Source organism: Anaeromyxobacter paludicola (assembly GCF_023169965.1).
Classification (GTDB): Bacteria; Myxococcota; Myxococcia; order Myxococcales; family Anaeromyxobacteraceae; genus Anaeromyxobacter_B; species Anaeromyxobacter_B paludicola.
The window spans coordinates 1,959,285-1,981,511 of sequence record NZ_AP025592.1 but is presented as its reverse complement, the minus strand read 5'-3'; the positions used below and the strand labels follow the sequence as shown (position 1 = coordinate 1,981,511).

The following is a 22,227-nucleotide window of genomic DNA, read 5'->3' as shown; positions in this document are numbered from 1 at the left end:
CATCCTAGCCGGACTACCGGGCGTAGCGGCGCTCGAAGAGCGCGCGGAGCCCGGGGTGGCGCCGGAGCAGGTCGAGCGTGAGGTCGGCGTGCCCGGGCACGTACCCGTTCCCGACCACCAGGGTGGCGTCCTTGCCGACCCCCTCGGCCCCCAGCGCCGCCGCCGTGAAGCTCGTCGCCATCGAGAAGAAGATCACCGTGCCGCCGTCGCGGACCGCGAGGATGGCGGCCATCTCGGTGCCGGGCACGCTGGCGCAGCTCACCACGAGGTCGAAGGGGCCGCCGGCCGCGCGCACCCGCGCGAGCGCGCCCACCGCGTCGCAGGCGTCGAGCGGGAGCGTCCGGTCGCAGACCCCGGCCTCGGTCACCGCCTCGAGCGCGGCGGCGCTCGGGTCGGCGGCCACCACCTCGCCGTCCCGGCCGAGCCGCTCGCGGGCCGCGGCGCAGACGAGCGCGCCCGACTTGCCGGCGCCGACGACGAGCACCCGCATCCCCGGCCGCGCGTGGCGCGCCACCAGCGCCGGCGCCCCGCAGACGTCGAGCGCCGCCAGGGCGAGCCGCTCCGGAAGGTCCGCCGGCAGGCGGGCCCAGAGGCCGGTCGCGAAGAGGACGGCGCGCCCCCGGCACTCGACGCGGTCGATCTCCGGCCGCACCGCGGTGATCTCCTCGAGCGAGAGGGGCGTGAGCGTGAGCGAGACCAGGGTGGCGATCCGGTCGCCGGGGCGGAGCGCGCCCGCCGCCGGGTGGCGCGGCCCGACCTCCGCGACCGCGCCGATGAGCATCCCGCCCGAGCCGGTGACCGGGTTGTGGAGCTTGCCGCGGGCGCGGACGATGCGCGCGATCTCGGCGGCGATCCGGGCGGGGTCGCGCCCCACCGCCCCCTCGATCTGCCGGAAGCTGGCGGCGTCCACGTTGAGCGCCTCGACCGCCACCGCCAGCTCGTCCTCCCCGAGCGGGAGCGCCGGGTCGAGCACCTCGGCCCGCTGCGGGAGCACGCCCTCCGGCGACACCACCCGGCGCAGGCCGTAGGGATCCATGGCGGAGTCCTAATCCTCGAGCCGCGGCACGCCCATGCCGGCGAGGGTGTCGTGCGCGGCCGCCTCGAGCCGCGCGGCCTCCTCGTCGGGGGTGCCGGCGGCGCGCGCGGCGCGGACGGCGAGCGCGGCGGCGCGGGCCGACTCGTACAGGGCGCCGACCGCCTTGTACCCGCTCGCCGCCGCGCCGAAGGCGTCGCGGGCCAGGGCGCCCTCGCCGCGGGCGAGGAGCACGCGCGCGCGGGCCGCGGCGGCGATGGGGCCGAGCACGCGGCCGCGGCGGCGCTCGGCGATGAAGGCGAGCTGGGCCGCCTCGTCCTCGGCCGCGCCGAGCTGGGCCCGGGCGATGGCGAGCCGCACCGCCTCCGGCCGGAGCACCGCGTCGCAGATGGAGCAGGCGCCGTGGCGGGCGGCGCACTCGGAGGCCTCCCGGAGGGCGTCCTCGGCGGCGTAGAAGGCGCCGGCCGCGATCCGGTTGCGCGCCAGCGAGGCGTGGAGCCGGGTCATGGCGTGGAGCCTGAGCGAGGAGCGCTCCGCCGCGAGCACGCCATCGGTGAGCACGCCCATGCCCTCCTCGATCCGGCCGCGCGCGGTGAGGAGCACGCCGAGCCGCTCGAGCGACCAGGCCTCGCCGAGCGAGGAGCCGGCGGCGTGGTGCAGGGCGACCGCGTCGCGCAGGGCCGGCTCGGCGAGGTCGAACCGGCCGCTCTCGAGCGCGAGCGCCCCCTCCATGGAGCGGGCCAGGGCGAGCGCGTCGTGCGCGTCGCGCCCCACCGCCGCGTCGTGCAGGCGCGCCACCGAGGCCTCGATCGCGTCGTGCGGCGCGCCGTCGAGCAGCTCCGCCTCCCAGCGGGCCAGGTACAGGTCCACCGGCAGGTCGGGGTCGAGGTCGAGCCGCTGGGCCGCGCCCCAGGCGTCGCCGGCGCAGGCGAGCGTGAGCGCCTCCCAGCGGCGCGCGCGGGCGGCGAGGTCGGCGGAGGGGACGCCCGGCCACGCGCCCACCTCGGCGAGGGTGCGGGAGAGGCCGGGGAGGTCGGCCATGGCCCGCTGCACCTCGCCCAGCTCGACGTTCACGAGGAGCCGCTGGGCCTCGGTGGCGCCCGCCGGCTGGAGGAGGTCGCGCGCGTCCGAGAGGCAGGCCAGCGCCTCGCGCAGCCCGGCGCGGGCGAAGGCCCGGCGCCCGGCGGCGACGAGGTGCGGCAGCGCCCGCTCCGGCTGGTCGCCGGCGCGGCGGTGGAAGGCGATGACCTCCGCCGCCTCCTCGAGGCCGCCCGGGACGGCCGCGGCGCGGGCCTCGACGGCGTCGGCGACGGCGCGGTGCAGCTCCACCCGCCGCGGGAGCGGCAGGGAGGCGTAGAGCGCCTCGCGCACCAGCGAGTGGTGGAAGTGGTAGCCCTCGCCGTCCTCCTGCAGGAGGCGCGCGTCGGCGCACGCGTCGAGCACGGCGATGGCGTCGTGCGCCGAGAGCTTCGCGACCGGGCGGAGCACCTCGAAGTCGAACCGCTGCCCCACCACCGCCGCGGCGGCGAGGAGCTGCTCCGCCCGCGCGCCGAGGCGGGCCACCCGGGCGCGGACGGCGGCGGCCGGGTCGGCGGGCGTGGAGAGCTGGCCCGACTCGCGGAAGGCGAGCGCCACCTCCTCGGCGTAGAACGGGCTCCCGTCGGTGATCCGGTAGATCTGCGAGGCGAGCCCCTCGGCCGGCGGCGCCCCGAGCACGTCGGCCACCAGCGCCGCGGTGGCGGCCCGGTCGAGCCGCTGCACCCGGATGCCGCGCGCCAGCCGCTCGCAGTCGAGGTGGGCGAGGAGCATCTGCACCGGCGCGCCGGAGTGGACCGCGTCCTCGCGGCAGGTGGCCACGATCATGAGGCGCGAGGTGCGCGCCACCCGGGCGAGGACGTGGAGCAGGTTGAGGCTCGACTCGTCGGCCTGGTGGACGTCCTCGAGCAGCAGGTAGACCGGGCGGCCGGCGCCGATGGTCGCGAGCGAGCGCTGCACCGACTCGATGAGCCGGAGCTTCTCGCGCTCGGGGCTGGCGTCGGGGGCGTGGCGCGCGAAGGGGCCGCCGCCGGGGAGCGGGGTGGCGCGGTGGTAGTCGGCCCAGGCGTCCGCGAAGGGGGCGAAGGGCTGCGCGCGGGCCGGGTCGCAGACGCCGGCCAGCACCACCGCCCCGCGCTCCTGCGCGATCCGGGCGCCCTCCACGGCGAGCCGGGTCTTGCCCACGCCGCGCTCGCCGAGGAGCACGAGCGTGCCCTGCCCCTGCTCCACGAGCGACTGGAAGAGGAGCAGCGTCGAGCTGCGGCCGCGCAGGGGCGGCGGCTCCGCCGCGCCGAGCAGCCGCCGCGCCGCGCGCCGGAAGCCGTCGTAGGGGAGGTGGCTGCGCCGCGGCCCCACCTCGCCCGACTGGATGCCCTGCCGGAGCGCCTGGATCTCCGGGCCGGGGCCGGCGCGGTGGGCCTCGCGCAGGGCCTGCTCGCAGGCCTCGTACTGCCGCAGCGCGTCGGCGCGCCGGCCGCTCTCGGCGTGGATGCGCATGAGCGCGAGGTGCGCCGCCTCGTCGTCGGGGGCCACCTCGAGCACGCGCCGCAGGAGCGGCACCGCGCCCGGCAGATCCCCGCGCTCGGCGAGGGCGCGCGCCAGCGGCAGCGCCGCCTCGGCGAAGCGGCGCCGCAGCCGCTCGCGGTAGGGCACGAGCCAGCCCGACTCCGGATCCTCGGGGGAGAGGTCGCCGCGGTAGAGGGAGACCGCCGACTCGAGCGTGCCGGGGGCGCCGCCGGCCGCCGACTCCTCGAAGGCGTCCACGTCCACCCAGGCCTGCGGGTCGAGCCGGATGACGCCGCGCTCGATGTCCACGTGGCGGCCGCCCAGGATCTGGCGGAGGTCGTAGAGCGCGCGGTGCAGGTTGTTGGCGCCCGAGGCCGGGTCCTTGTCCGGCCAGAGGAGCCGGACCGCCTCGCCGCGGGGCAGCGCCCGGTTGGGCGAGAGCGCGATGAGCTTGAGGAGGTCGGCCGGCCGGCGGCGGCGCCAGGCGTCGGAAGGGATGGGCGCGTCCCCGCGCAGCACCTCGAACCGCCCCAGCAGGAAAATCCGCAAGTCCATCCGTTGACGACCCCCGATGCGAGCGCTCGTACCCTAGCAGAAACGCTGCCGGTCCGGGGTGCGCGGGATAGAGTTCGCGCATGGATTACCGAGTCTCGATGGACGAGCCGCACCGGCACCTCTTCGACGTGGAGGCGCGGCTCGAGCGGCCCGGGGACGTGGCGGTGCTGGCCCTGCCGGTCTGGACGCCGGGCAGCTACCTCGTCCGGGAGTTCGCGAGGAACGTGGAGGGCGTGCGGGCCGAGGACGAGCGCGGCCGGCCTCTCCGGATCGAGCGGCTCGACAAGCAGCGGTTCCGGCTCGTCGCCGGCGGCGCCGCCCGCGCGGTGATCCGCTACCGCGTCTACGCCAACGACCTCACCGTCCGCACGAGCCACCTCGACGGGACGCACGGCTACTGGAACGGCGCCTCGCTCTTCCTCTACGCCGAGGGGCGCGAGGGCGAGCCCTGCGCGCTCGAGGTGGTCGCGCCGGAGGGGTGGCGGGTCTCGACCGCGCTCGGGGGCGGGCCCTCGCGCTTCACCGCCCCCGACTACCATGCGCTGGTGGACGCGCCGGTGGAGGTGGGGCGCCACCGGATCGCCCGCTTCACCGCCCTCGGCAAGGAGCACGAGCTCGCGGTCTGGGGCGAGGGGACGCTCGACCTCGAGCGCTTCGCCGCCGACGTGCGCCGGATCGTGGAGCACCTGGGCGGGCTCATGGGCGGGCTCCCCTACGAGCGCTACCTGTTCCTCGTCCACCTCTCGGAGAAGCGGAAGGGCGGGCTCGAGCACGGGTCGAGCACCACCCTGCACGTGGCCCGGACCGGCTTCCACCCGCCCGACGCCTACGCCGAGACGCTGTCGCTCGTGGCGCACGAGTTCTTCCACGCCTGGAACGTGAAGCGGCTCAAGCCGCGCGCGCTCCTGCCCTACGACTACGCCCGCGAGCAGTACACGCGCCTGCTCTGGTGGTTCGAGGGGGTCACGAGCTACTACGACCACCTCGCGCTCGCCCGCGCCGGGTTCATCGACGGCCAGAAGCTGCTGCAGCACCTGGGCGAGGAGCTGACCGCGCTCGCGCGCACGCCGGGGGCGCGCAAGATGAGCCCCGAGGAGGCGAGCTTCCTCGCCTGGGTGAAGCTCTACCGGCCCGACGAGAACAGCGTGAACAGCGGGGTCTCGTACTACCTCGCCGGCGAGTGCGTCGCCTTCGCGCTCGACCTCCTCCTGCGCCGGGCGGGGCGCTCGCTCGACGAGCTCCTGCTCCGGCTCTACCGCCGCTACGGAGCGGAGGGGGTGCCGGAGGACGGCGTCGAGCGCGAGGTGGCCGAGCTCCTCGGGGAAGACGCGGCGCGGGCCTTCTTCGACGCCCACGTGCGCGGGACGGTGCCGCCCACCGAGGCGCTGGCGCTCGAGCACCTCGGCCTCGCGCTGCACCGGCGCAAGGCGGAGGGGCCGGAGGACAAGGGCGGCACGCCGGCCAGGCCTGGCCAGAAGAACGGGCCCGGCGGGTGGCTCGGGGTGGACCTCGGCGGCAACGCGAAGCTCACCGTGAGCGCGGTGCGGGCCGGGAGCCCGGCGGAGCGGGCGGGGCTCTACGCCGAGGACGAGATCATCGCCGAGGGCGGGTTCAAGGTGGACAAGGCCCAGCTCCTCGAGCGGCTCAAGGAGCGGGGGCCGTCGGGGGAGCTGCGGCTGCACGTGTTCCGGCGCGAGGCGCTCCTGGAGGTGCGGGTGCCGCTCGCCGAGCCGCCGGAAGACACGCTCTGGCTCGCGCCCCGCGAGGGCGCGTCGGAGGGGGAGCGGGAGGCCTTCCAGCGCTGGTGCGGCGCGCCCTGGCCGGCGAAGCGGGAGGGCTGAGGGGCCAGGGCGGCGCGGGCGGGGGCGTCCTGGGAAAGCCCCGGAGCCGGTGATATGGAACCGGCATGGACCGCGACCTCGAGATCTTCCGCCGCCGCCGCGCCGCCATCCTCCACCGCATGCGCGCCCTCGGGGGCGGCGTGCTGCTCCTCCCGGCGGCCGACGAGAAGTCGCGCAACGCCGACGCGGAGTACCCGTTCCGGCAGGACAGCGACTTCCACTACGCCACCGGCTTCGACGAGCCGCAGGGCTGCGCGCTGCTCTTCGCCGGGCGGTGCGGTCCCGAGGCCGACGGCGAGCCCGACCGGCCCGAGCTGGTGATGTTCGTGCGGCCGCGCGACAAGGAGAAGGAGATCTGGAACGGCCGGCGCGCCGGCGTGGAGGGGGCCTGCGAGCTCTACGGCGCCGACCAGGCCTTCCCGGTGGCCGAGCTCGAGCTCCGGCTCCCGGCGCTCCTCGACAAGGCCGGGCCGCTCTGGTTCCGCCTCGGCAACGACGCGACCTGGGACGCGCGGGTGGCGCGGGCGCTCGCGGACCTGAGGTCGCGGGCGCGGGCCGGCGCCGAGGCGCCGCGCGAGGTGAAGGACGTGGGGCCGGTGATGCACGAGCTGCGGCTCGTGAAGTCGCCGGAGGAGGTGGCGCGGCTGCGCCGGGCCGCCGAGATCACCGCCGAGGCGCACATGGGGGCGATGCGCGACGGCATGCCCGGCCGGAAGGAGAGCCAGGTCCAGGCCGAGATCGAGTACGCCTTCCGGCGGCGCGGCGGGAGCGGCCCCGGCTACGGCACCATCGTCGCCACCGGCGAGAACGCCTGCGTGCTCCACTACCGCGCCGGCGAGACCGTGCTCAAGGACGGGGAGCTCTGCCTCGTGGACGCCGGCGGCGAGTACGAGCTCTACACCGCCGACGTGACCCGCACCTTCCCGGTGAGCGGTGCGTTCACGAAGCCGCAGCGGGCGCTCTACGAGGTGGTGCTCCAGGCGCAGCTCGAGGCCATGGCGGCTGTACGCCCCGGCGTCGCGCTCGAGAGCGTGCACGACCTCTGCGTCCGGCGCCTCACCGAGGGGATGATCCGGCTCGGGCTCCTGCAGGGCACGGTGGAGGAGCGGCTCGAGGACAAGGGGTACCGGCGCTACTACATGCACCGCACCAGCCACTGGCTCGGGCTCGACGTGCACGACGTCGGCGCCTACTTCGTGGACGGCAAGCCGCGCGTGCTCGCGCCCGGGATGGTGCTGACCATCGAGCCCGGGCTCTACGTCGCGCCCGACGACGCCGAGGCGCCGGCCGAGTACCGCGGCATGGGCATCCGCATCGAGGACGACGTGCTGGTGACGCCGGAGGGGATGGAGAACCTCACCGACGCGGTGCCGAAGACCGTGGAGGAGATCGAGGCGGTGTGCGTGAGGTAGTTCACCTCCACGGCCGCAGCAGCTCCGCCGCGAAGCGGGCCACCGCGCGCACCCGGGCCACGTCCTTGAGGGCGCGGTGGAACACCAGCCAGACCTCGCGGCGCATCACCGGCTCCGCCGTGAGCGGCACGAGCCCCGGGTCGTCGCCCAGGTAGTCCGGGAGGAGCCCGATCCCCGCGCCCGCGAGGAGCGCCGCCTTCATCGGCACCGAGCTGCGCACGCGCACCCGCACCCGCCCCGGCGCGCCGTGCCTGCGCAGCCAGACCGACTGCGGCGCCCCCGCCATCGCCTCCGGGAAGGCCACCAGGTCGTCGCCCGGCAGCACCGGCGGCCCGCCCCGCTCGCGCGGGCGGCTCGCGAGGTAGCGCGGCGAGGCGTAGGGCCGGAACGGGATGGAGCCCACCCGCCGCATCACCAGCTCGCGCTGCCGCGGGCGCACGAAGCGGAGCGCCAGGTCGGCCTCGCTCCGCGACAGGTTCACGATCTCCGCCTCGGCGTGCAGGAGGAGGTCGATGCCCGGGTGCTCGCGCCGGAAGTCGTCGAGGGCCGGGGCCACCAGCGCGAGGCCGAGCCCGTCGGGGACCGAGAGCCGGACCGAGCCGTGCGGCTGCGCGTCGAGCCGGTCCACCGCGCGCGAGACCGCCAGGACCTCGCGGTCGATCCGCTCGGCCCGGGCGAGGACGCTCGCCCCCGCGCCCGTGAGCACGTAGCGGCTCCCGTCGCGCCGGAGGAGGGCCGTGCCGAAGCGCTCCGCCAGGGCCGCGATGCGGCGCGACACCGTCGGCTGGCTCACGCCGAGGGTCGTCGCCGCCGCGCTGAGCGTGCCCGCCCGCGCCACCGCCAGGAAGAAGCGCAGGTGGTCCCAGTCGTCGGTCATTCAGGGATGAATAGCACGTATGCAGCGCTGGCGCGGGCGCCCGGCCGGAGCTCCGCCTAGGGTGAGGTCTTCCGGCGCCCGGGGCGGCGCCCCAGGAGCGACGGATGACGCGACGGATGACGAAGCGGGTTCATTACGGCTGGTGGGTGGTGGGGACGACGTTCGTGGTGCTGCTCGTGTCGGCGGCGATCCGGGCCACCCCCGGGGTGCTCATCGTCCCGCTGGAGCGCGAGCTCGGCTGGTCGCGCGCCACCATCTCCGGCGCCATCTCGGTGAACCTGCTGCTCTACGGCCTCATGGGGCCGTTCTGCGCCGCCATCGCGGAGCGGATCGGGATCCGCCGGACCATGGCGCTCGCGATGGGGCTCCTCTCCGCCGCGCTCCTCGCCGCCACCTGGATGCGGTCGCCGTGGCAGCTCGTGCTCCTGTGGGGGCTCTGCGTCGGCGTCGGGACCGGCATGGCCGCCATGGTGCTCGGCACCGCCGTCGTGACGCGGTGGTTCTCGGCGCGGCGCGGGGTCGTGCTCGGCGCGCTCACCGCCAGCACCGCCACCGGTCAGCTGCTCTTCCTGCCGCTGCTCGCGCGGGTGGCGGAGGGGGAGGGGTGGCGCGCCGCGCTCCGCATCGTGTCGCTCGGGGCGCTCGCCACCGTGCCGCTGGCGCTCCTCCTGGTGCGCGAGTCGCCCGCCGCCGTGGGGCTCCTGCCGTACGGGGCGAAGGAGGGCGACGCCGTCCACGCGCCCAGGCGCGGGAACCCCGCCGCGCTCGCCGTGCGGACCCTCGCGCGCGCGTCGCGGTCGCGGGACTTCTGGCTGCTCGCCGGGACGTTCTTCGTGTGCGGGATGAGCACCAACGGGCTCATCGGCACCCACCTCATCCCCGCGTGCATGGACCACGGCATGCCCGAGGTGCGGGCCGCCGGTTTGCTCGCGACCATGGGGATCTTCGACCTCTTCGGGACCACGCTCTCCGGCTGGCTCACCGACCGCTGGGACAGCCGGCGGCTGCTCTTCGCGTACTACTTCCTGCGCGGGCTCTCGCTCGTGTTCCTGCCCCACGCGCTCCTGGAGGCCGGGACCGGGCTGTCGATCTTCACCGTGTTCTACGGGCTCGACTGGATCGCGACCGTGCCGCCCACCGTGCGGCTCGCGACCGACGCGTTCGGGAAGGAGGACGCGCCCATCGTGTTCGGCTGGGTGTTCGCCGCGCACCAGGTCGGCGCCGCCGTGGCCGCGCTCGGGGCCGGCGTCATCCGGACCCGGCTCGGCGACTACCACCACGCCTTCGTGGCGGCGGGGACCATCTGCATGGTGGCCGGGTTCTTCTGTCTCATGGTCGGGCGCGGGACCCGGCGCGCGCTGGCGCCCGCCGGCGTGACGGCCGCCGCCACCGCCGAGCTCTAGCCCGACGGCTCTTCACGGAGGCCCTCGCCTCGCCGCCGCCTCGCCGCGCCCGCGCCCCCCTGCCTCCCGACACCCCGGGGGCGCTGCGTCCCGGGCGCGCGGTCCGCATTTTCGGCTCGAACCAGACGAGCGGCTTCGGCCGCCAAGGGGACGAGCCGTGATCGGTGACAAGATGACGAACGAGCAGATGTGCAAGGAGCTGAAGGACCTCATCCAGCTCGACATCGACGCGATCCGCGCGTACCAGCACGCGATCGACAACATCAAGGACTACAGCATCAAGTCGCGGTTGACCGAGTTCCAGCAGGACCACCGGCGGCACGTGACCGACCTGTCGCCCATCGTCACCCGGTACGGCGACCAGCCGCCGCGCGACCGGCCCGACGTGAAGGGGTTCCTCATCGAGGGGATGACCGCGCTGCGGTCGAACATGGGGACCGAGCAGGCGTTGAAGGCGATGCAGAGCAACGAGCGGCTCACCAACAAGAACTACGGCCAGGCCGTGTCGATGCCGTGGCCGCAGGACGTGGAGACCGTCATCCAGCGCTGCGCCGCCGACGAGCGGCGGCACCTCGAGTACATCGACCAGTGCCTGCAGACGCGGCCGTGGGAGAGCAGCGGGGCGCACGCGTAGGGTCGCTGCTGGGCCTCCCGGGCGGGGCCGCGCGGGGGCTCCGTCGAGCGCCTCGGATTCTCCGCGAGGCAGCGCTTGACACCCCCGCCGGTGTCCAGTACATACGCCGCCTTACGCGAGTCGCGGATCCCGAGCCGCGGCGGAAGTTCGCGTAGTAGCAGCGTTGCACCGGGGAGTGGCTCAGCCTGGTAGAGCACTTGGTTCGGGACCAAGGGGTCGCAGGTTCAAATCCTGTCTCCCCGACTCACTTCGCCCTGTGATTCCCTAGGAATCACGGGGCGTTGTCTTTTGGGCCCCTCCTTCCAACCCCGTCTGCTCCACGCCTGCTCCACGGCCAGCATCAAGATCGGCCGGGGCGGCGCCCTCCGCCTTCAGGTCCTCTCCCCGGTCGAGCAGCGCGATGGCCTCGGACTTCGCGGCCGGTGAGAGGTGCATGTACTGCTGGGTGGTGCTGATCTGCTGGTGCCCGGCGAGCTCCTGGATGGCCTTCGTGGACGCGCCGGCCATCGCCAGCCGCGAGCAGAAGGTGTGGCGGAGGATGTGGATGCCGCCGGTGACCTTGAGGCCGGCGCGCCGCTGGGCGCGGCTCATCCACTTCGCCAGGAGCACCTGCGTCACCTTCTCGTGCCCGTCGTCGCGCCAGAGGACCCGGTCGCCGCGGAGGTGGCGGTTCCTTGTGAGGGCGACCTTGAGGCGGGCGGTCAGCGTGACCTTCCGCTCCCGGCCGCTCTTCGGGACGGTCAGGTGGCCCTCCCACTCGGAGCGCCGGACCACCAGGTAGCCGCGTCGGAGCTCCACGTCGGATTGCTCGAGGGCGATGATCTCGCCGCAGCGCAGGCCAGCGTCGCCACCGAGCAGCACGAAGAGCTCGATGCGGGGATCGAGCTCACGCGCCACCTCGACGAGCCGCTCGTACTGGTGCGGCTCGTAGAACTTCGGCTCCAGGGTTCGGGGCACCTTGAGCAGCTTGATGGTGCACGGCATCCGGTCGATGACGTGCCACTCGACGGCGGACTTGAGCATCGTGTTGAGGCACACGAGGGCGTTGTTCGTCGTCTTCGGGCTCAGGTCCCGGAGGTCCGCCTTTAGCTTCTGGACGTCCGAGTCGGTGACCTGGTCGAGCTTCTTCGATCCCACCCGGTGCTTCAGGTAGTAGTCGATGATCAGCTTCTTCTGGATGATGGTGCTCGGCTTCTGCCGGTTCGCCTCGCAGTACTCCGTGATGTAGCGGGGGCCGAACTCGAGCACCGTCGGCACGACGCGGCGCTGCGGGCGCCCGTTCAGCGCGAGCTGGTGCTCGCGCGCCTCGGCCCAACGTCGGGCCGCGGTCTTGGAAGACACGGGGGCGTCGGTGCGCTCCCGCATCCTCTTCCCGTCTGGTGTGCGGACGAGGATGTCCACTTCCCAGCCCTTCCCGTTCCTGCTTCTTCGTACTCTCACGCTCATCGCCGATCTCCTTACGGCGAAGGCGCTCCACTCTTCTCCGACAGCCACTCTACCAGGGTCTCCCGACGGAACAGGAGCCGCCGCCCCAGGCGGACCACCCCGGGAAGTTGGGCGCGCTCGGCGAGCGTGTAGACGGCCTTGCGCGTGGTACGGAGGAGGACCGCGACCTCGTCCACGGTGAGGAGAGTCGGAGCGGGCGGGGCGAGGGCCCTGGCTGCTGCTTCGGAGGACCGGGCGCTCAAGAAAGAGCCCTCGCGTGCCACGAGGCCTCGGGGCAGTGGATGGCTGGGGTCAGGGGAAGAGGGTCAGCGCCGGACATCAGCCTCTCCTTGTCGTGCAGGGGACTTCCCGGGCGCCGGGCTCGGGCACGGCTAGCCAGGGTCTTCGAGCGCGAGCCGATCGGAATCGCAGTGCTGTGGGGCATGGTGAGCCATGCCTGCCTTCCGCGTCAAGGTCTCGGGAGTAGGACGCCACATCTGAGGGCCTATCTGCTCTGGCCCGAGCGGTCCAGGTCGAGCGCCGCCTGCTTCTCGAGCCCCCGCGTCACCGCTGCTGGGAGACGCGCGAGGTCTTCCGTGTAGATTCGCGCCTCCTCCGTCCCCCGCTGATCGCCACGTAATAGACCTCCTGCGACGTCGTCCTGCTTCTCGTCGGTCTTGGCGCGCTCCCCCTCCGGCCGGGGGTCAACACGGCCGTGTCCGGACGGATACCGACGATGATCAAGGCAATCAGCCCGTTCTTGTGGTCTAATGCGACTTCTAATTACGGGGGAACGCCCACAATGAATATTCGGCGGGGAGGCGTGCTGGTGCTGGTGCTGGTGCTGGGTGCGACGGTTGCGGCCTGCGGCGGGTCCGCGACGGCACCAGGTAATAGCCTCCCGCCGGACGCTGGCGTCACCCAAAGTCCTTCAACTGACAGCACTTGTCCAGCGGGGTCGGCGTGCGTCGTCGATGCGCAGCAGAGGGAGCTCGGGACACTCAGCTACTCTTACGGCAGCCCGATCCTGTACTCACTGCGCGCTGGGTGTTTCGTGACTCTGGCTGGTAGCGGTACTGTTACCGACCCTCTTGCATACACGCAAGGCGGAGTGGTTGTGCAGTACGGATCCGCCGACTGCTCGGGCACGCCATACCTCGTATTTCTCTCGGCTGCCTCGTCAGCATGGTCGATGCAGTGCTACCCTGTTGGCAACGCGCTCTACATGGCGACCAGCGGTGTCGGTGTTCAGCAGATGGTGGGGCACTCCCATTATGAGGGGTCCCAATGCATCTCCGGTTGGTATTCGACGAGCAACAACATCGTATGGCTATCGGGCAAGCAGGTTGTGGACCCGCTGTTCCCGTATGCGACGCCCCTTTCCATCGTTCAGAAATGACCTGCGGACATAGTCGAGCAGAGTAGCTGCCAGCGGATTCGGCAATTCCACCAGCCCGCTTTCGATTGCCGGCCTTGTGCCGCCTGTGGGGCGTGTTCTCGACCGGCATGACGGCGGTGAGCAAGCCGCCGCAGTCGCGCCAAGTCGTGCGCTCTCCCTTTTGCAATGGGCGCGCGCTTCTGGTCGCCGACCAGGAATAGAGCGTGGCTACCGCTTACCCTTACGCATCGGCCTGCGGCCAGCGCAGTTTCCCGCGGCCGACACGCAACGCCTCCACCAGCCGGGTGTTGCCGAGCAACCTACCCGAGAAGAGGCTGGGCTTAGGATCGACAGCCGGCTTCTTGAACGCGGCGACCCGCTGGTAGTCGGGCGTCGCCAGCCAGGTCCGCCCGTCCCCCTCGTCGGTGACGATCCGATAGAGGCCGGCAGGCGGGGCGCCCGCGATGTCGAGCAGGCGCTTATAGCGTTCGACCGACCACTTCTGGATGCCGCCGCTGAGGGCTTCGGTGCGGAAGCGAGCCCATAGGGCGGCGGTATTGGGTGTGGGCCAGTCGCCGGCGTCGGTGTAGGCCGTGATCTCGTCGGATAGTAGCCAAGCCCGCATCTCGGCGGGCGTGACGAAGACAGGCTTCGCATCCTCGATCGCCGCCATCGCCGCCCGCCGTGACGGAAGGCCCGCGCGGATCAGCATCGACATCATGAATTGCGGGACGCCGGTCTCGACCGCCGCTGCGGCGCCGCCCGCCACCGTCTGCGGCGACCAGCCGAGGGACATGCGGCGGGTGCGGACAGCTTCCAGCGCCCAGACCAGACGATAGGTGAAAGCCTCTTCGATAGCCCGCATGTTCTGCGGTCCGATCTTCGAAACCTCCTCGCCGGATACCCAGCTACGCAGGATAGCTTTCCAGTCTGCCGGCAGCGCATTCGCCTTGTCGGGGATAAAGGGCCGCATAAACAGCAGGCGCTCGCCGAGGCCGCCAAGCGCATCGACAAGTTCCTCTACATCGCCGCTCAGCGCCGCTTCGTCAGCCCGGTCGAGGAGTTTGGCCAGCTCGTCGGCCATGGCGTCGATGACGAGCCCAGCTTCAAGGCCGACGCCCATCGCGAAATGTCCGCGCCGCGCCTGCGCCGTGGTGCTCTTCCAAATGAGATCGGCGCGCACCTCGAACACCTTCTTGTGCAACGGGGCGACGTCCTCGTCCTCGCGGGCAATCTGGCGGGCCCAGAGCGATCCCTTAAGCGCTTCGTCTAGGAGCTTCGGCAGGTCGGCGCGGTCCGAATCGAGTGCTTCGATCAGGCCGAACACGGTCGCATCGAGGCGCTCGACGATTTGCGAAAGCGGCTCCTCATCGATGGCTTCTTCCTCGTCATCGCCGCCGCCTTCATCGTCGTCGCCATCGGCGTGGTCATCCACGCCGGCGGCCAGCCGCTCGGCGACTGCGGCTTCTTCCTCGGGCGATCTCCAGGCTTCGCGAGCATTGGCGAGATATTCCCACGCGTCATCGCGATCCAGAATACCCTCGCGCGACAGGCGCTCAAGGATCTCGGCGACGATCTGGATGAGGCCGCTTTTCAGCGTGCGCGCCTTGGCGGAGGCGACCAGGTTCCTCCATTCCTTCATTCGCCAGTCGACCTTGTCGAACATGACGTGGACAATCAGTCCCTCGACATCGACGAAGGCGCGCCCCGCACGGCCCGCAACATTCGCGAACTCCTCGCCTTTGATCTTCTCAGAGGCGCGATATAGGGCGGGCACCAAGAGCACGGCGGCGTTGAGGTTCAGGCCCTGCGAGAGCGTCGGCGATGCGACGATGACCTTCAGCACCCCATCGGACAAAAGGGCTTCCAGCTCACGCAAAAACGGGCTCGGCAGCCGGCCGTGGTGGATGGCGACTCCCTGCTTCAGGCAGGCGACAGCGGGATGGTCTTCGCCCAGCCACTCCTTGCCAACTTCCAAGGCCCGGGCGATCGACGCATCATCCTCCAGCAGCGAACCCAGATAGCCGCGCTCGCAGAGGTCCACGACCTGTTTGCCGTAGCTCTCGACCCAATTCGCCTGAGTGGAAAAGATCAGGGTCCGCTTGCCCTGCATGCCGAACTCCCACGCCGCGAACAGAGCGAGATGGGAGTTCGTGCGCGGATATGGCTTCTTCTCTTTCCCGAGCGCCGGCTTCTCCACGACGAATTTGTCGAGGAACGGACCGTCGTCGTCGAGGTCGAGCCGGAGCAATGCGTCCTTGCCCCGCCAGGTGAGCGCGCCGAACCTTTGCCGTGTCGGACGCCAGTCGGAACGCACCGGCTCACCCGGTTCGTCGGAGCGGATCCAGGCGGTGAGATCATCCAACTCGTCGCCGCTCGGCAGGATGGCGGAGAGACACACGATCCGGCGTTCTGCCGCATCCGCGCGCCGAAGCAGGCGCTGTACCAGTGTCTCGTAGCGGATTTCACGCTCGCTCGGGCCAATCATGTGACCCTCATCGAGGACAATCAGGCCGACATCGTCTATCAGTGACGGGTCACTTCTCAGCGCGAAGTCGAGTTTCTCGGGTGTCGCGATGATAATCTCGCGGGTGCGAAGGGCGTCTTCATCACCGGCCGAAAGGCCGCTAGCGCCGTAAAGCGAGGAGACGCTGAAGCCGAGGGGCGCGAAGGTCTTTCTGAAAGAGCGCTCCGTCTGGGCCGACAAGGCGCGCAATGGCGTGACGATCAGCACCCGGCGCGCCGACGATAAGGTCATCAGCGCGGCGATCTCGGCCACCCGCGTCTTGCCGGCGCTGGTCGGCAAGGCGACGACCAGGTCGTCGGTGACGTCCGTGGAACGCTGAGCCGCTTCGCGCTGCGAAGGCCACAGCTCCACCTCAGACGTCTTTCGGGCGTAGAGCGAGGAGATAAATAGCCGGCGCAGGTCCGGGTATATGCCCTCCGTCCCCTTAGGCGGCTCGGTCGGCAGGTTCTGGTGCAGCGAGTGCTGCCAGAGGTCGTCGATTAGGTGCCGACAGAGATGGGAGATCCACCATAGCGGAACATTCTCAGCATTGTCCGCCAGGCTGACCGCGGTGCCGAGCAGGGCCCGTGCGCTTTCGAGCGGCTCGGGCGCGCCCGTCTCGAGCGCGAAATCAAAATGCGCCAGGGCCCGACAGATCGTTGTGTTCAGGATAGTCGACAGCACCGCATCGACGTCGGGCTCTTCGCTTCTTAGCGCCGAGCCGATCTGCTCATCGCCGTGAGCCTCGTCATCCAACCACTCGCGGACGAAGCCGCGCAACTGCCCGAGATCGCGCAGGATCAAGTGTCGAACCGCCGTTTCGCCCGGCGAGGCATTGAGGTCGTCCGCCGTCTCGTTGAAGAGCGAATAGGCGACGGCCGAAAAGCCGGCCAGATGGTAGGCTGCGGCGGCGATGGTGCGGCGGAAGCCCCGTTCGGGCGCCTGCGGGTCGCCGTTGCGCACCAGAGCTTCGAAGGCGTTGGCGGCGCGCTCGAACGCCTTGTTGGTCAGGTCCGACGCACCGGCCCGAGCACGCAGGGCCATCGCTCCCCTAAGCAGGGCGAAGCCGTGTTCGGCAAGATCGGTTTCGATCGTCGCGCCGAGGGGCGGTGCATTCGCGGGCAACACGCCTTGCTCACGCATCAGCGACCAGGCGGCGCCACGATAGAGCAAGCGCCCAAGGATGCCGTCGACGGTCGCGGTCGTCAGGAACGCGGTCAGTTCGTCAATTGTCTCCAAGGTCTTCAGCCTCCTGGTACATGGCCGCGATGAAGTCCTGGTGATCTTCGACGTGGATGTTCACGACGTAGTGGTCCCGGTTGCCCCCTGCGGCGTCGAGATCTTCCTTCAGGGAGGCGTGGGGGCCGTTGCCCGACACGGTGAAGAGCATGTGGTCGATGCGATCGGCGCGAAGGGACTTTAGGCCCACCTCGTCACGGAGGCTGCGGCCCAGCGCGTTGTCGTCCGGGTCGTTGCTCTCCAGCAGGCGGTTGGCGACGAACAACAGGGAATCGGGCGTGCAACGGCCGTTGTCGCGGTTGAGCACCTTACGCGCGCTCGTGACCGTGGTCTTGCCGAGCACCTTGTTGCTCTTGGCTTCGCCTTTCAGGAGCCAGAGTTTCTCGCCAGCCCCATCGTAGCCGGCGCCGATGAAGTCGTCGCCGCGCATGGCCATGTTGCGGCCGTCCTTGTAGCGAAGGCGGCGCACAGGGACGCGCAGGCCGATTTCTTCCTCGACCAGCTCGGTCGCGAGAATCTCGCCGAGATCGCCGGAGCGGCCTTTGGGCGTCTGGGGCATCGCCTCGCGGAGGATCCTGGCGGCGACGTTGTATCCGAGCCGCTCCACGTCCTCGGCGATGCGTTCGAGCCGGTCGTAGTGCGAGCGGATCGTCTCGGCGAGATCATCGCGAATTGCGTCACGGCCGCCGTCCTTTTCGACATACGTCCAGTAGCGCTTCCGCTTGTCCTTCTCTTTCGTGCAGTCGCACCACTTCTTATAGAGTCCCACGTGGTGCTCCCGAGCCTACTATGTTCGTTGATCCTTCTCTATCCCAGACGCTCCTCGACAACGGCGCCGCCATCAGCCCATGGCCGAAGGGTACGGCGTCTGTACTGCATGCGTGATTGGTTAGCATGCCCATCCCGCTTCAAGTGATCCGGTGTAGGTCGAGAGGTCGGTCGCTCACGAGCCGACAGCGTGATCTTCTCGATCCCGAAGTTCAAAAAACGTGCCCCTGCAAGATGAAGGGATCGCTCAGCTCTTGGCTTGGTCGAGATCAATTACTGTTTCTGAGGTGCGGCCCAAGGGGGGCAGCATCACCGCGGCTGGATACTTAGTCGCGCCGTATCCTCGCGGACCTTTCATGCGCTCGTGGGCCTCTTAAGTCTAGCGCCGCGTGTTTCGCGTGCTCCCGCGCGACGGCAGCGGGGAGCCGGGCGAGGTCGTCGGTGTAGACGCGCGCCTCCTGCCGCGCCCTGCTGATCGCGACGTAGTACACCTCCTGCGACGTCGTCCTACTTCTCGTCGTCGCGTCGACGAGGACGCGCTCGGCGGTCGTCCCCTGGCTGGCGTGGACGGTGGTGGCGTAGGCGTGGTCGAGGTGGAGCGGCCGGTCTGCAGGGAGCACGACATGGCGCTGTCCGTCGGTGAGCGTGACCGCGGCCGGGGTCACGGCGGCGACGGTGAAGCGGTCCCCGTTGGCGAGGTCGCGCGCCGCGTCGTTCCGGGTGACTCGGACGCGATCACCGGCGGCGAGTTCCGAGCGCTCCGGCTCGTAGACGGACAGGCGTCGGCAGGTCATGGGGCTGAACTCGACCACCTCGCCCTTCTCGCCCCGCACGGTGAGGCGGTTTCCGGGGCCGTTCTCCATCACCTCGTACAGGGCTCCCCTCGCGAGCCCCGCCTTCGGGTAGTCGCGCTGGGGCTGGAGGATGTCGCCGACTGCGTAGTTCTTTGCGAAGGCGCGCTCGGCCTGGGTGGTGTCGCGGCGAACGAGGGTGGCGAACTCGCGCCCCCGGCCGGCGAGGCCCAGGTCCTCGCGGACGGCGCGGTTGATCTCGCGCCGGGCGTCGTTCGTGCCTGCGACGACGATGGTCTTGGCGCGCTCCGTCTCCGGCAGGTGCGCGTAGTCGGCTGCGATCGCCCGCCGGCGCTCGTGGTCGTCGCGAACTTCGCGGACGGCGGAAAGCCGCGCGAGCGACGACGCGCTCTCGCCCCGGGCGGCGAGGGATACGGCCTCGCGCAGCGCGGGGGCCTTCTGCCGCTCGATCTCGGCCATGACCGCGGTTCGCATGCCGGCCTCCTGGAGTTGCTGGAACGGGCGTCCGGCCTCGATGGCCTTGGTCTGCGCCGTATCGCCGAGGAGCACCACGCGCGCGCCGGCCTTCTCCGCGAGCTTGAGCGCCTGCTCCATCTGCCGCGTCGGCACGGTGCCAGCCTCGTCGATGACAAGGACGGTCTTCTCGTCGAGACCTTTCTCCCGAGCGGCCAGGAACGAGGCGAGCGTCTTCGACTCGACCCCCAGCTCGCGCAGGGCCCGGACGTGCGCCGCATAGGGGGCGACTGCGACCACGCGGTGGCCCCGCTCCTCGGCGATGCTCCGGGCCTCTTCGAGCATGTGGCTCTTCCCGGTGCCGGCGTACCCCTGCACCCCCACCACCCGGTCCGGGCTCGTGGCGATGAGTTCCACTGCGGCGCGCTGTCCGGCATTGAGGTCGCTCGAGGCAAGCCGGTGGCGCAGGCTCTCCGCCGCCCCGATCGGCTGCAGGGCGCCGCGTCCTTCCCGCTCGATCCGGAGGATGCGCTTCTCGCGTGCGAGCGCGGTCTGCGTGGTGAACCTTCGCTCCACCGGGATGAGCCGGCCGGTCGCGATGGCCGCCTCCACGGCCGAGCGAGCCTCCGACCGTTCCACGCCCCGCGCGACCTCCGTCAAGATCCAGGCGCCCTTCGCGAGGGCGGGCGCGTTCGCCGGTCCGTCCGCGGGCCGGTACAGGGGGGTCTCGGGGACGAGGTACCCCGTGGAGCAGAGCCGCGCGACCTCGCGCCGGATGTCGGGCAGGGTTGCCCGGCCCATCGCGTGTTTGAGCGAGACGTCGAGCAGCTCCCGCTCCTCGACGATGGCCTGGCGTTCGGTTAGGTGGGCGATTGCGAACCGGACGCTGCGCTTGGCGGCTTCGTCGGAGCTCCGGGCGCCCGCACCGGGGGCACGGGGGCCGGCGCCCGTGTCCCGTCGTGCCCCCGACTCCAGGGGCGTCGGCCGGGTCAGGTCCATCCCGAGGTCACGCGCGCGGGCTTGCCACTCGGCAAAGAGTGCCTGACGAGCGACAGGCACCTTCCTGGGCCGTGTCGCGAGCTTCACGCGCTGCTTCTGCTCGGCCGTGGCGTGCTCGGGCGTGAGCCCTTCCTGGGCCATCCTCCGCTCGATCTGCTCCGCCCTCCGGCTGAATCCTGCGAGCTGCGCCCGCTCCATCTGGGCGAGCTCGAACATTCCCTCCCGCCCGTGCCGGAGCGCGTAGCCCAGTTCCTGGAGTTCGGCCGCGAGCTCGGCTCGGTAGACGGCGCCGAGGTACTTCGTCGCCTTGACGATCTCGTCGTTGCGGAGCGCCCGCCATGCGCTGTCGGAGCGGCGGGTGAGGTTCAGCACGAGCGCGTGGGTGTGGAGCTGGGGGTCCTGCTCGCGGCTCGTCTCGTGCCGGAACTTCGCCACGACGAGGTTGCGGGTGTCCTCGACCCGGCTCTCGCCCTTCACCTTCTTGCGGGCCTGGGCGCGCTCCTCGGCGACCGCGAGGGCCCGCGCGACCGCCCGGTCGTGCGCCTCGACGATGCGCTCGTCCCCGCCGATCAGGGCCTGCAGCGACACGCTCTTCGGGGCCGAAAAGGTCAGGTCGATGCCGATCCGGTCCTTCGAGTCCGAGCGGGTGCCGGACCTCACGCTGGGCTCGCCCGGGACGACCTGCGCGGCGAGGAGCTCCCGGAACCGGGCGCCGCCGACGGGCCCCTCGAGCCCGAGCGCTTCGGCCCCCTTCCCCTGCCAGGCGGACGCCTCGCCCTCGCCGGCGTAGTAGTCGTCCGCGCCGTCCTCGTAGTAGCTTGCGGCGCGGCCCACGTCCTGCCGCGTCAGTACCTTGTGACTCAGCATGCGAGCCGCTCCTCGAAGGCAGGGACGCGGTTCCGGAAGTGGACCACGTCGAGCTTCACCTTCGCGATGGGATGGTCCCCGGCGAACGCCAGATAGCCGGTCACATCGGGGAGGCTCGCGATCTCGGAGGGAAGGACGACGCGCTCTCGCGCGCGCTGGATCTGGCTGCTCGTCGAGTCGCCTCTTAGGCCCGTCGTCCGGCTGTAGGTCTCGCGCTCGACCTCGTGCTCGCCCAGGCTCTGGCTCATGTCCTCGCAGGTCCGGGGATCGGTCTTGGCTCCGCCCAGGACGACCAGGGACCGAAAGCAGCTCCGCAGGGTCTGCGCCTCCTCGCGCCCGTAGATGCGCTCGAGCTGGGCGGTGGACTGGAGGCCGGCCACGATCCGCAGCCCAGCCTTGCGCCCCTTGGTGGCGGCGTCCTCGAGGCTCGGGAGCTTCTCCAGACTCGCGAGCTCGTCGAGGAACATCCAGATGCGCCGGTCCTTGTCTTCGCCGAGGGAGAGGATGGAGGTACAGAGGACGTCCACCCAGGCCGAGATGAGGGGCTTGAGGGCCTCGGCCATGTCCTCGCGCCAGGTGATGAAGAGGTTGCCGGCGGCCGGATCGGCGAGCCAGGACCGCAGCGAGAAATCGCCTGCGGGCATGGAGAGGTGTTCGGGGAGCTTCGCCGAAAGAACGAACCGGGCGCTCGCGAGGGCCTTGTCGGCGCCGACGAAGAGCGACTCGGCCGCGGTCTGGGAGAGGAAGGCCTGGAGGTCGGCCGGCTTGGCGATGGTGGTCCAGCGGAAGAGCTCCGCGACGGAGGGCTGGCCTACGAGAGTGAGCTTTCGGGCGGTCTCGCGGAGGAGGAGCCGCGCGTAGGCGCACCACTCCTCCTCTTCCTTTGTCTGCCCCCGCGGGACGAGCGACAGGGCGAAGCGCTTGAAGTCGTACTCGGCCCGTATCTCGTTGAAGAAGGTCCAGCCGAGGCCGCGCGAGTCGTAGGGGTTCAAGATGACATCGCCTGGCCGGTAGAACTTCGCGAGCATGTCGCCGTTCGGGTCGGCAACCACGATGCGATCGCCGCGGAGGAGGGCGGAGTAGGCCATCTCCCGGATGAGCACCGACTTGCCGGAGCCGGTGGAACCTCCGACGAGGAGGTGCAGGGTCTCGACCCACGTCGGCATGGGAACTCCGGCGACCGTGATCTGCCGCTGGCCTCGCTCGCGGGTGGACCAGGCGAGGCGCTTCGGGCTCACCACCTTCGTCCCGCGGAGGTGGACCCGGAAGGCGGCGCCACCGAAACCTGCCGCGGCCAGCTTGCGGGCGAGGACAAGGGCCCCCACCGCTGCGACGAGGCCGGCGGCGAAGGCGGTGAGGAGGAGAGGCCGAGCGCCCGTCGCGGTCAGCCGCGCGAGGTGGAGCAGGGCGGCGTGCCCGCGGTGGTCGAGCGCGCCGGTCGCTCTCGCGACCCAGAGCCAGCTCGCGAGCGGCACTCCCGCCAC

General features: G+C 71.4%; 14 protein-coding genes and 1 tRNA gene. 6 read left to right on the top strand and 9 right to left on the bottom strand.

Annotated features, from left to right (window positions below; translation table 11 throughout):
- Positions 1-13: 13 nt before the first annotated feature.
- On the bottom strand, positions 14-1,036 hold the full coding sequence (gene kdd, locus AMPC_RS09210; protein WP_248345858.1) for an L-erythro-3,5-diaminohexanoate dehydrogenase: 1,023 nt from the start codon (positions 1,034-1,036) through the stop codon (positions 14-16).
- A 9-nt stretch (positions 1,037-1,045) separates the two neighbouring features.
- The gene (locus tag AMPC_RS09205) at positions 1,046-4,129 is read right to left on the bottom strand and encodes an ATP-binding protein (protein ID WP_248345857.1); all 3,084 of its coding nucleotides are present in this window, start codon (positions 4,127-4,129) and stop codon (positions 1,046-1,048) included.
- Positions 4,130-4,209: 80 nt separating this feature from the next.
- Between AMPC_RS09205 and AMPC_RS09200 the strand changes: the two genes are divergently transcribed.
- Together AMPC_RS09200 and AMPC_RS09195 are read left to right on the top strand one after the other, a co-directional pair.
- The gene (locus tag AMPC_RS09200) at positions 4,210-5,970 is read left to right on the top strand and encodes a M61 family metallopeptidase (protein WP_248345855.1); all 1,761 of its coding nucleotides are present in this window, start codon (positions 4,210-4,212) and stop codon (positions 5,968-5,970) included.
- A gap of 65 nt (positions 5,971-6,035) precedes the next feature.
- The gene (locus AMPC_RS09195; protein WP_248345854.1) at positions 6,036-7,382 is read left to right on the top strand and encodes an aminopeptidase P N-terminal domain-containing protein; all 1,347 of its coding nucleotides are present in this window, start codon (positions 6,036-6,038) and stop codon (positions 7,380-7,382) included.
- 1 nt (position 7,383) lies between these two features.
- On the opposite strand, the gene AMPC_RS09190 is transcribed toward AMPC_RS09195, so the two are convergent.
- A complete protein-coding gene (locus AMPC_RS09190; RefSeq protein WP_248345853.1) occupies positions 7,384-8,259 on the bottom strand; it encodes a LysR family transcriptional regulator in 876 nt (291 codons plus the stop codon).
- Positions 8,260-8,363: 104 nt separating this feature from the next.
- On the opposite strand from AMPC_RS09190, the gene AMPC_RS09185 reads away from it, so the two are divergent.
- The 3 genes from AMPC_RS09185 to AMPC_RS09175 all read left to right on the top strand — a co-directional run bounded on the left by AMPC_RS09185 (position 8,364) and on the right by AMPC_RS09175 (position 10,539).
- The gene (locus tag AMPC_RS09185; protein WP_248345852.1) at positions 8,364-9,662 is read left to right on the top strand and encodes an MFS transporter; all 1,299 of its coding nucleotides are present in this window, start codon (positions 8,364-8,366) and stop codon (positions 9,660-9,662) included.
- A gap of 157 nt (positions 9,663-9,819) precedes the next feature.
- Positions 9,820-10,296, top strand: a complete 477-nt coding sequence (locus tag AMPC_RS09180; protein WP_248345851.1) for a DUF2383 domain-containing protein — start codon at positions 9,820-9,822, stop codon at positions 10,294-10,296.
- A 169-nt stretch (positions 10,297-10,465) separates the two neighbouring features.
- Positions 10,466-10,539: transfer RNA gene (locus tag AMPC_RS09175), tRNA-Pro, on the top strand.
- 21 nt (positions 10,540-10,560) lie between these two features.
- Here the strand turns inward: AMPC_RS09175 and AMPC_RS09170 are convergent.
- On the bottom strand, positions 10,561-11,697 hold the full coding sequence (locus AMPC_RS09170; RefSeq protein ID WP_248345850.1) for a tyrosine-type recombinase/integrase: 1,137 nt from the start codon (positions 11,695-11,697) through the stop codon (positions 10,561-10,563).
- Positions 11,698-11,753: 56 nt separating this feature from the next.
- Positions 11,754-11,918, bottom strand: coding sequence for a helix-turn-helix domain-containing protein (locus AMPC_RS09165; protein ID WP_248346290.1), 165 nt, complete (start codon positions 11,916-11,918; stop codon positions 11,754-11,756).
- 539 nt (positions 11,919-12,457) lie between these two features.
- Between AMPC_RS09165 and AMPC_RS09160 the strand changes: the two genes are divergently transcribed.
- Complete coding sequence (locus AMPC_RS09160) at positions 12,458-13,120, top strand: hypothetical protein (protein WP_248345849.1); 663 nt, start codon at positions 12,458-12,460, stop codon at positions 13,118-13,120.
- A gap of 220 nt (positions 13,121-13,340) precedes the next feature.
- On the opposite strand, the gene AMPC_RS09155 is transcribed toward AMPC_RS09160, so the two are convergent.
- The 4 genes from AMPC_RS09155 to AMPC_RS09140 all read right to left on the bottom strand — a co-directional run bounded on the left by AMPC_RS09155 (position 13,341) and on the right by AMPC_RS09140 (position 22,227).
- Positions 13,341-16,844, bottom strand: a complete 3,504-nt coding sequence (locus tag AMPC_RS09155; protein ID WP_248345847.1) for a DEAD/DEAH box helicase — start codon at positions 16,842-16,844, stop codon at positions 13,341-13,343.
- Positions 16,831-17,613 (bottom strand): HamA C-terminal domain-containing protein, encoded by a 783-nt coding sequence (locus tag AMPC_RS09150; protein WP_248345846.1) that lies wholly within the window; start codon positions 17,611-17,613, stop codon positions 16,831-16,833. Before AMPC_RS09150 ends, AMPC_RS09155 begins: the two co-directional genes overlap by 14 nt.
- Before the next feature lie 325 nt (positions 17,614-17,938).
- Positions 17,939-20,743: a MobF family relaxase gene (gene mobF / locus AMPC_RS09145; RefSeq protein WP_248345845.1), complete on the bottom strand. Its 2,805-nt coding sequence runs from the start codon at positions 20,741-20,743 to the stop codon at positions 17,939-17,941.
- Positions 20,737-22,227 carry a type IV secretion system DNA-binding domain-containing protein gene (locus AMPC_RS09140; protein ID WP_248345844.1) on the bottom strand — a complete coding sequence of 497 codons (1,491 nt, stop codon included), beginning with the start codon at positions 22,225-22,227 and terminating at the stop codon, positions 20,737-20,739. Before AMPC_RS09140 ends, mobF begins: the two co-directional genes overlap by 7 nt.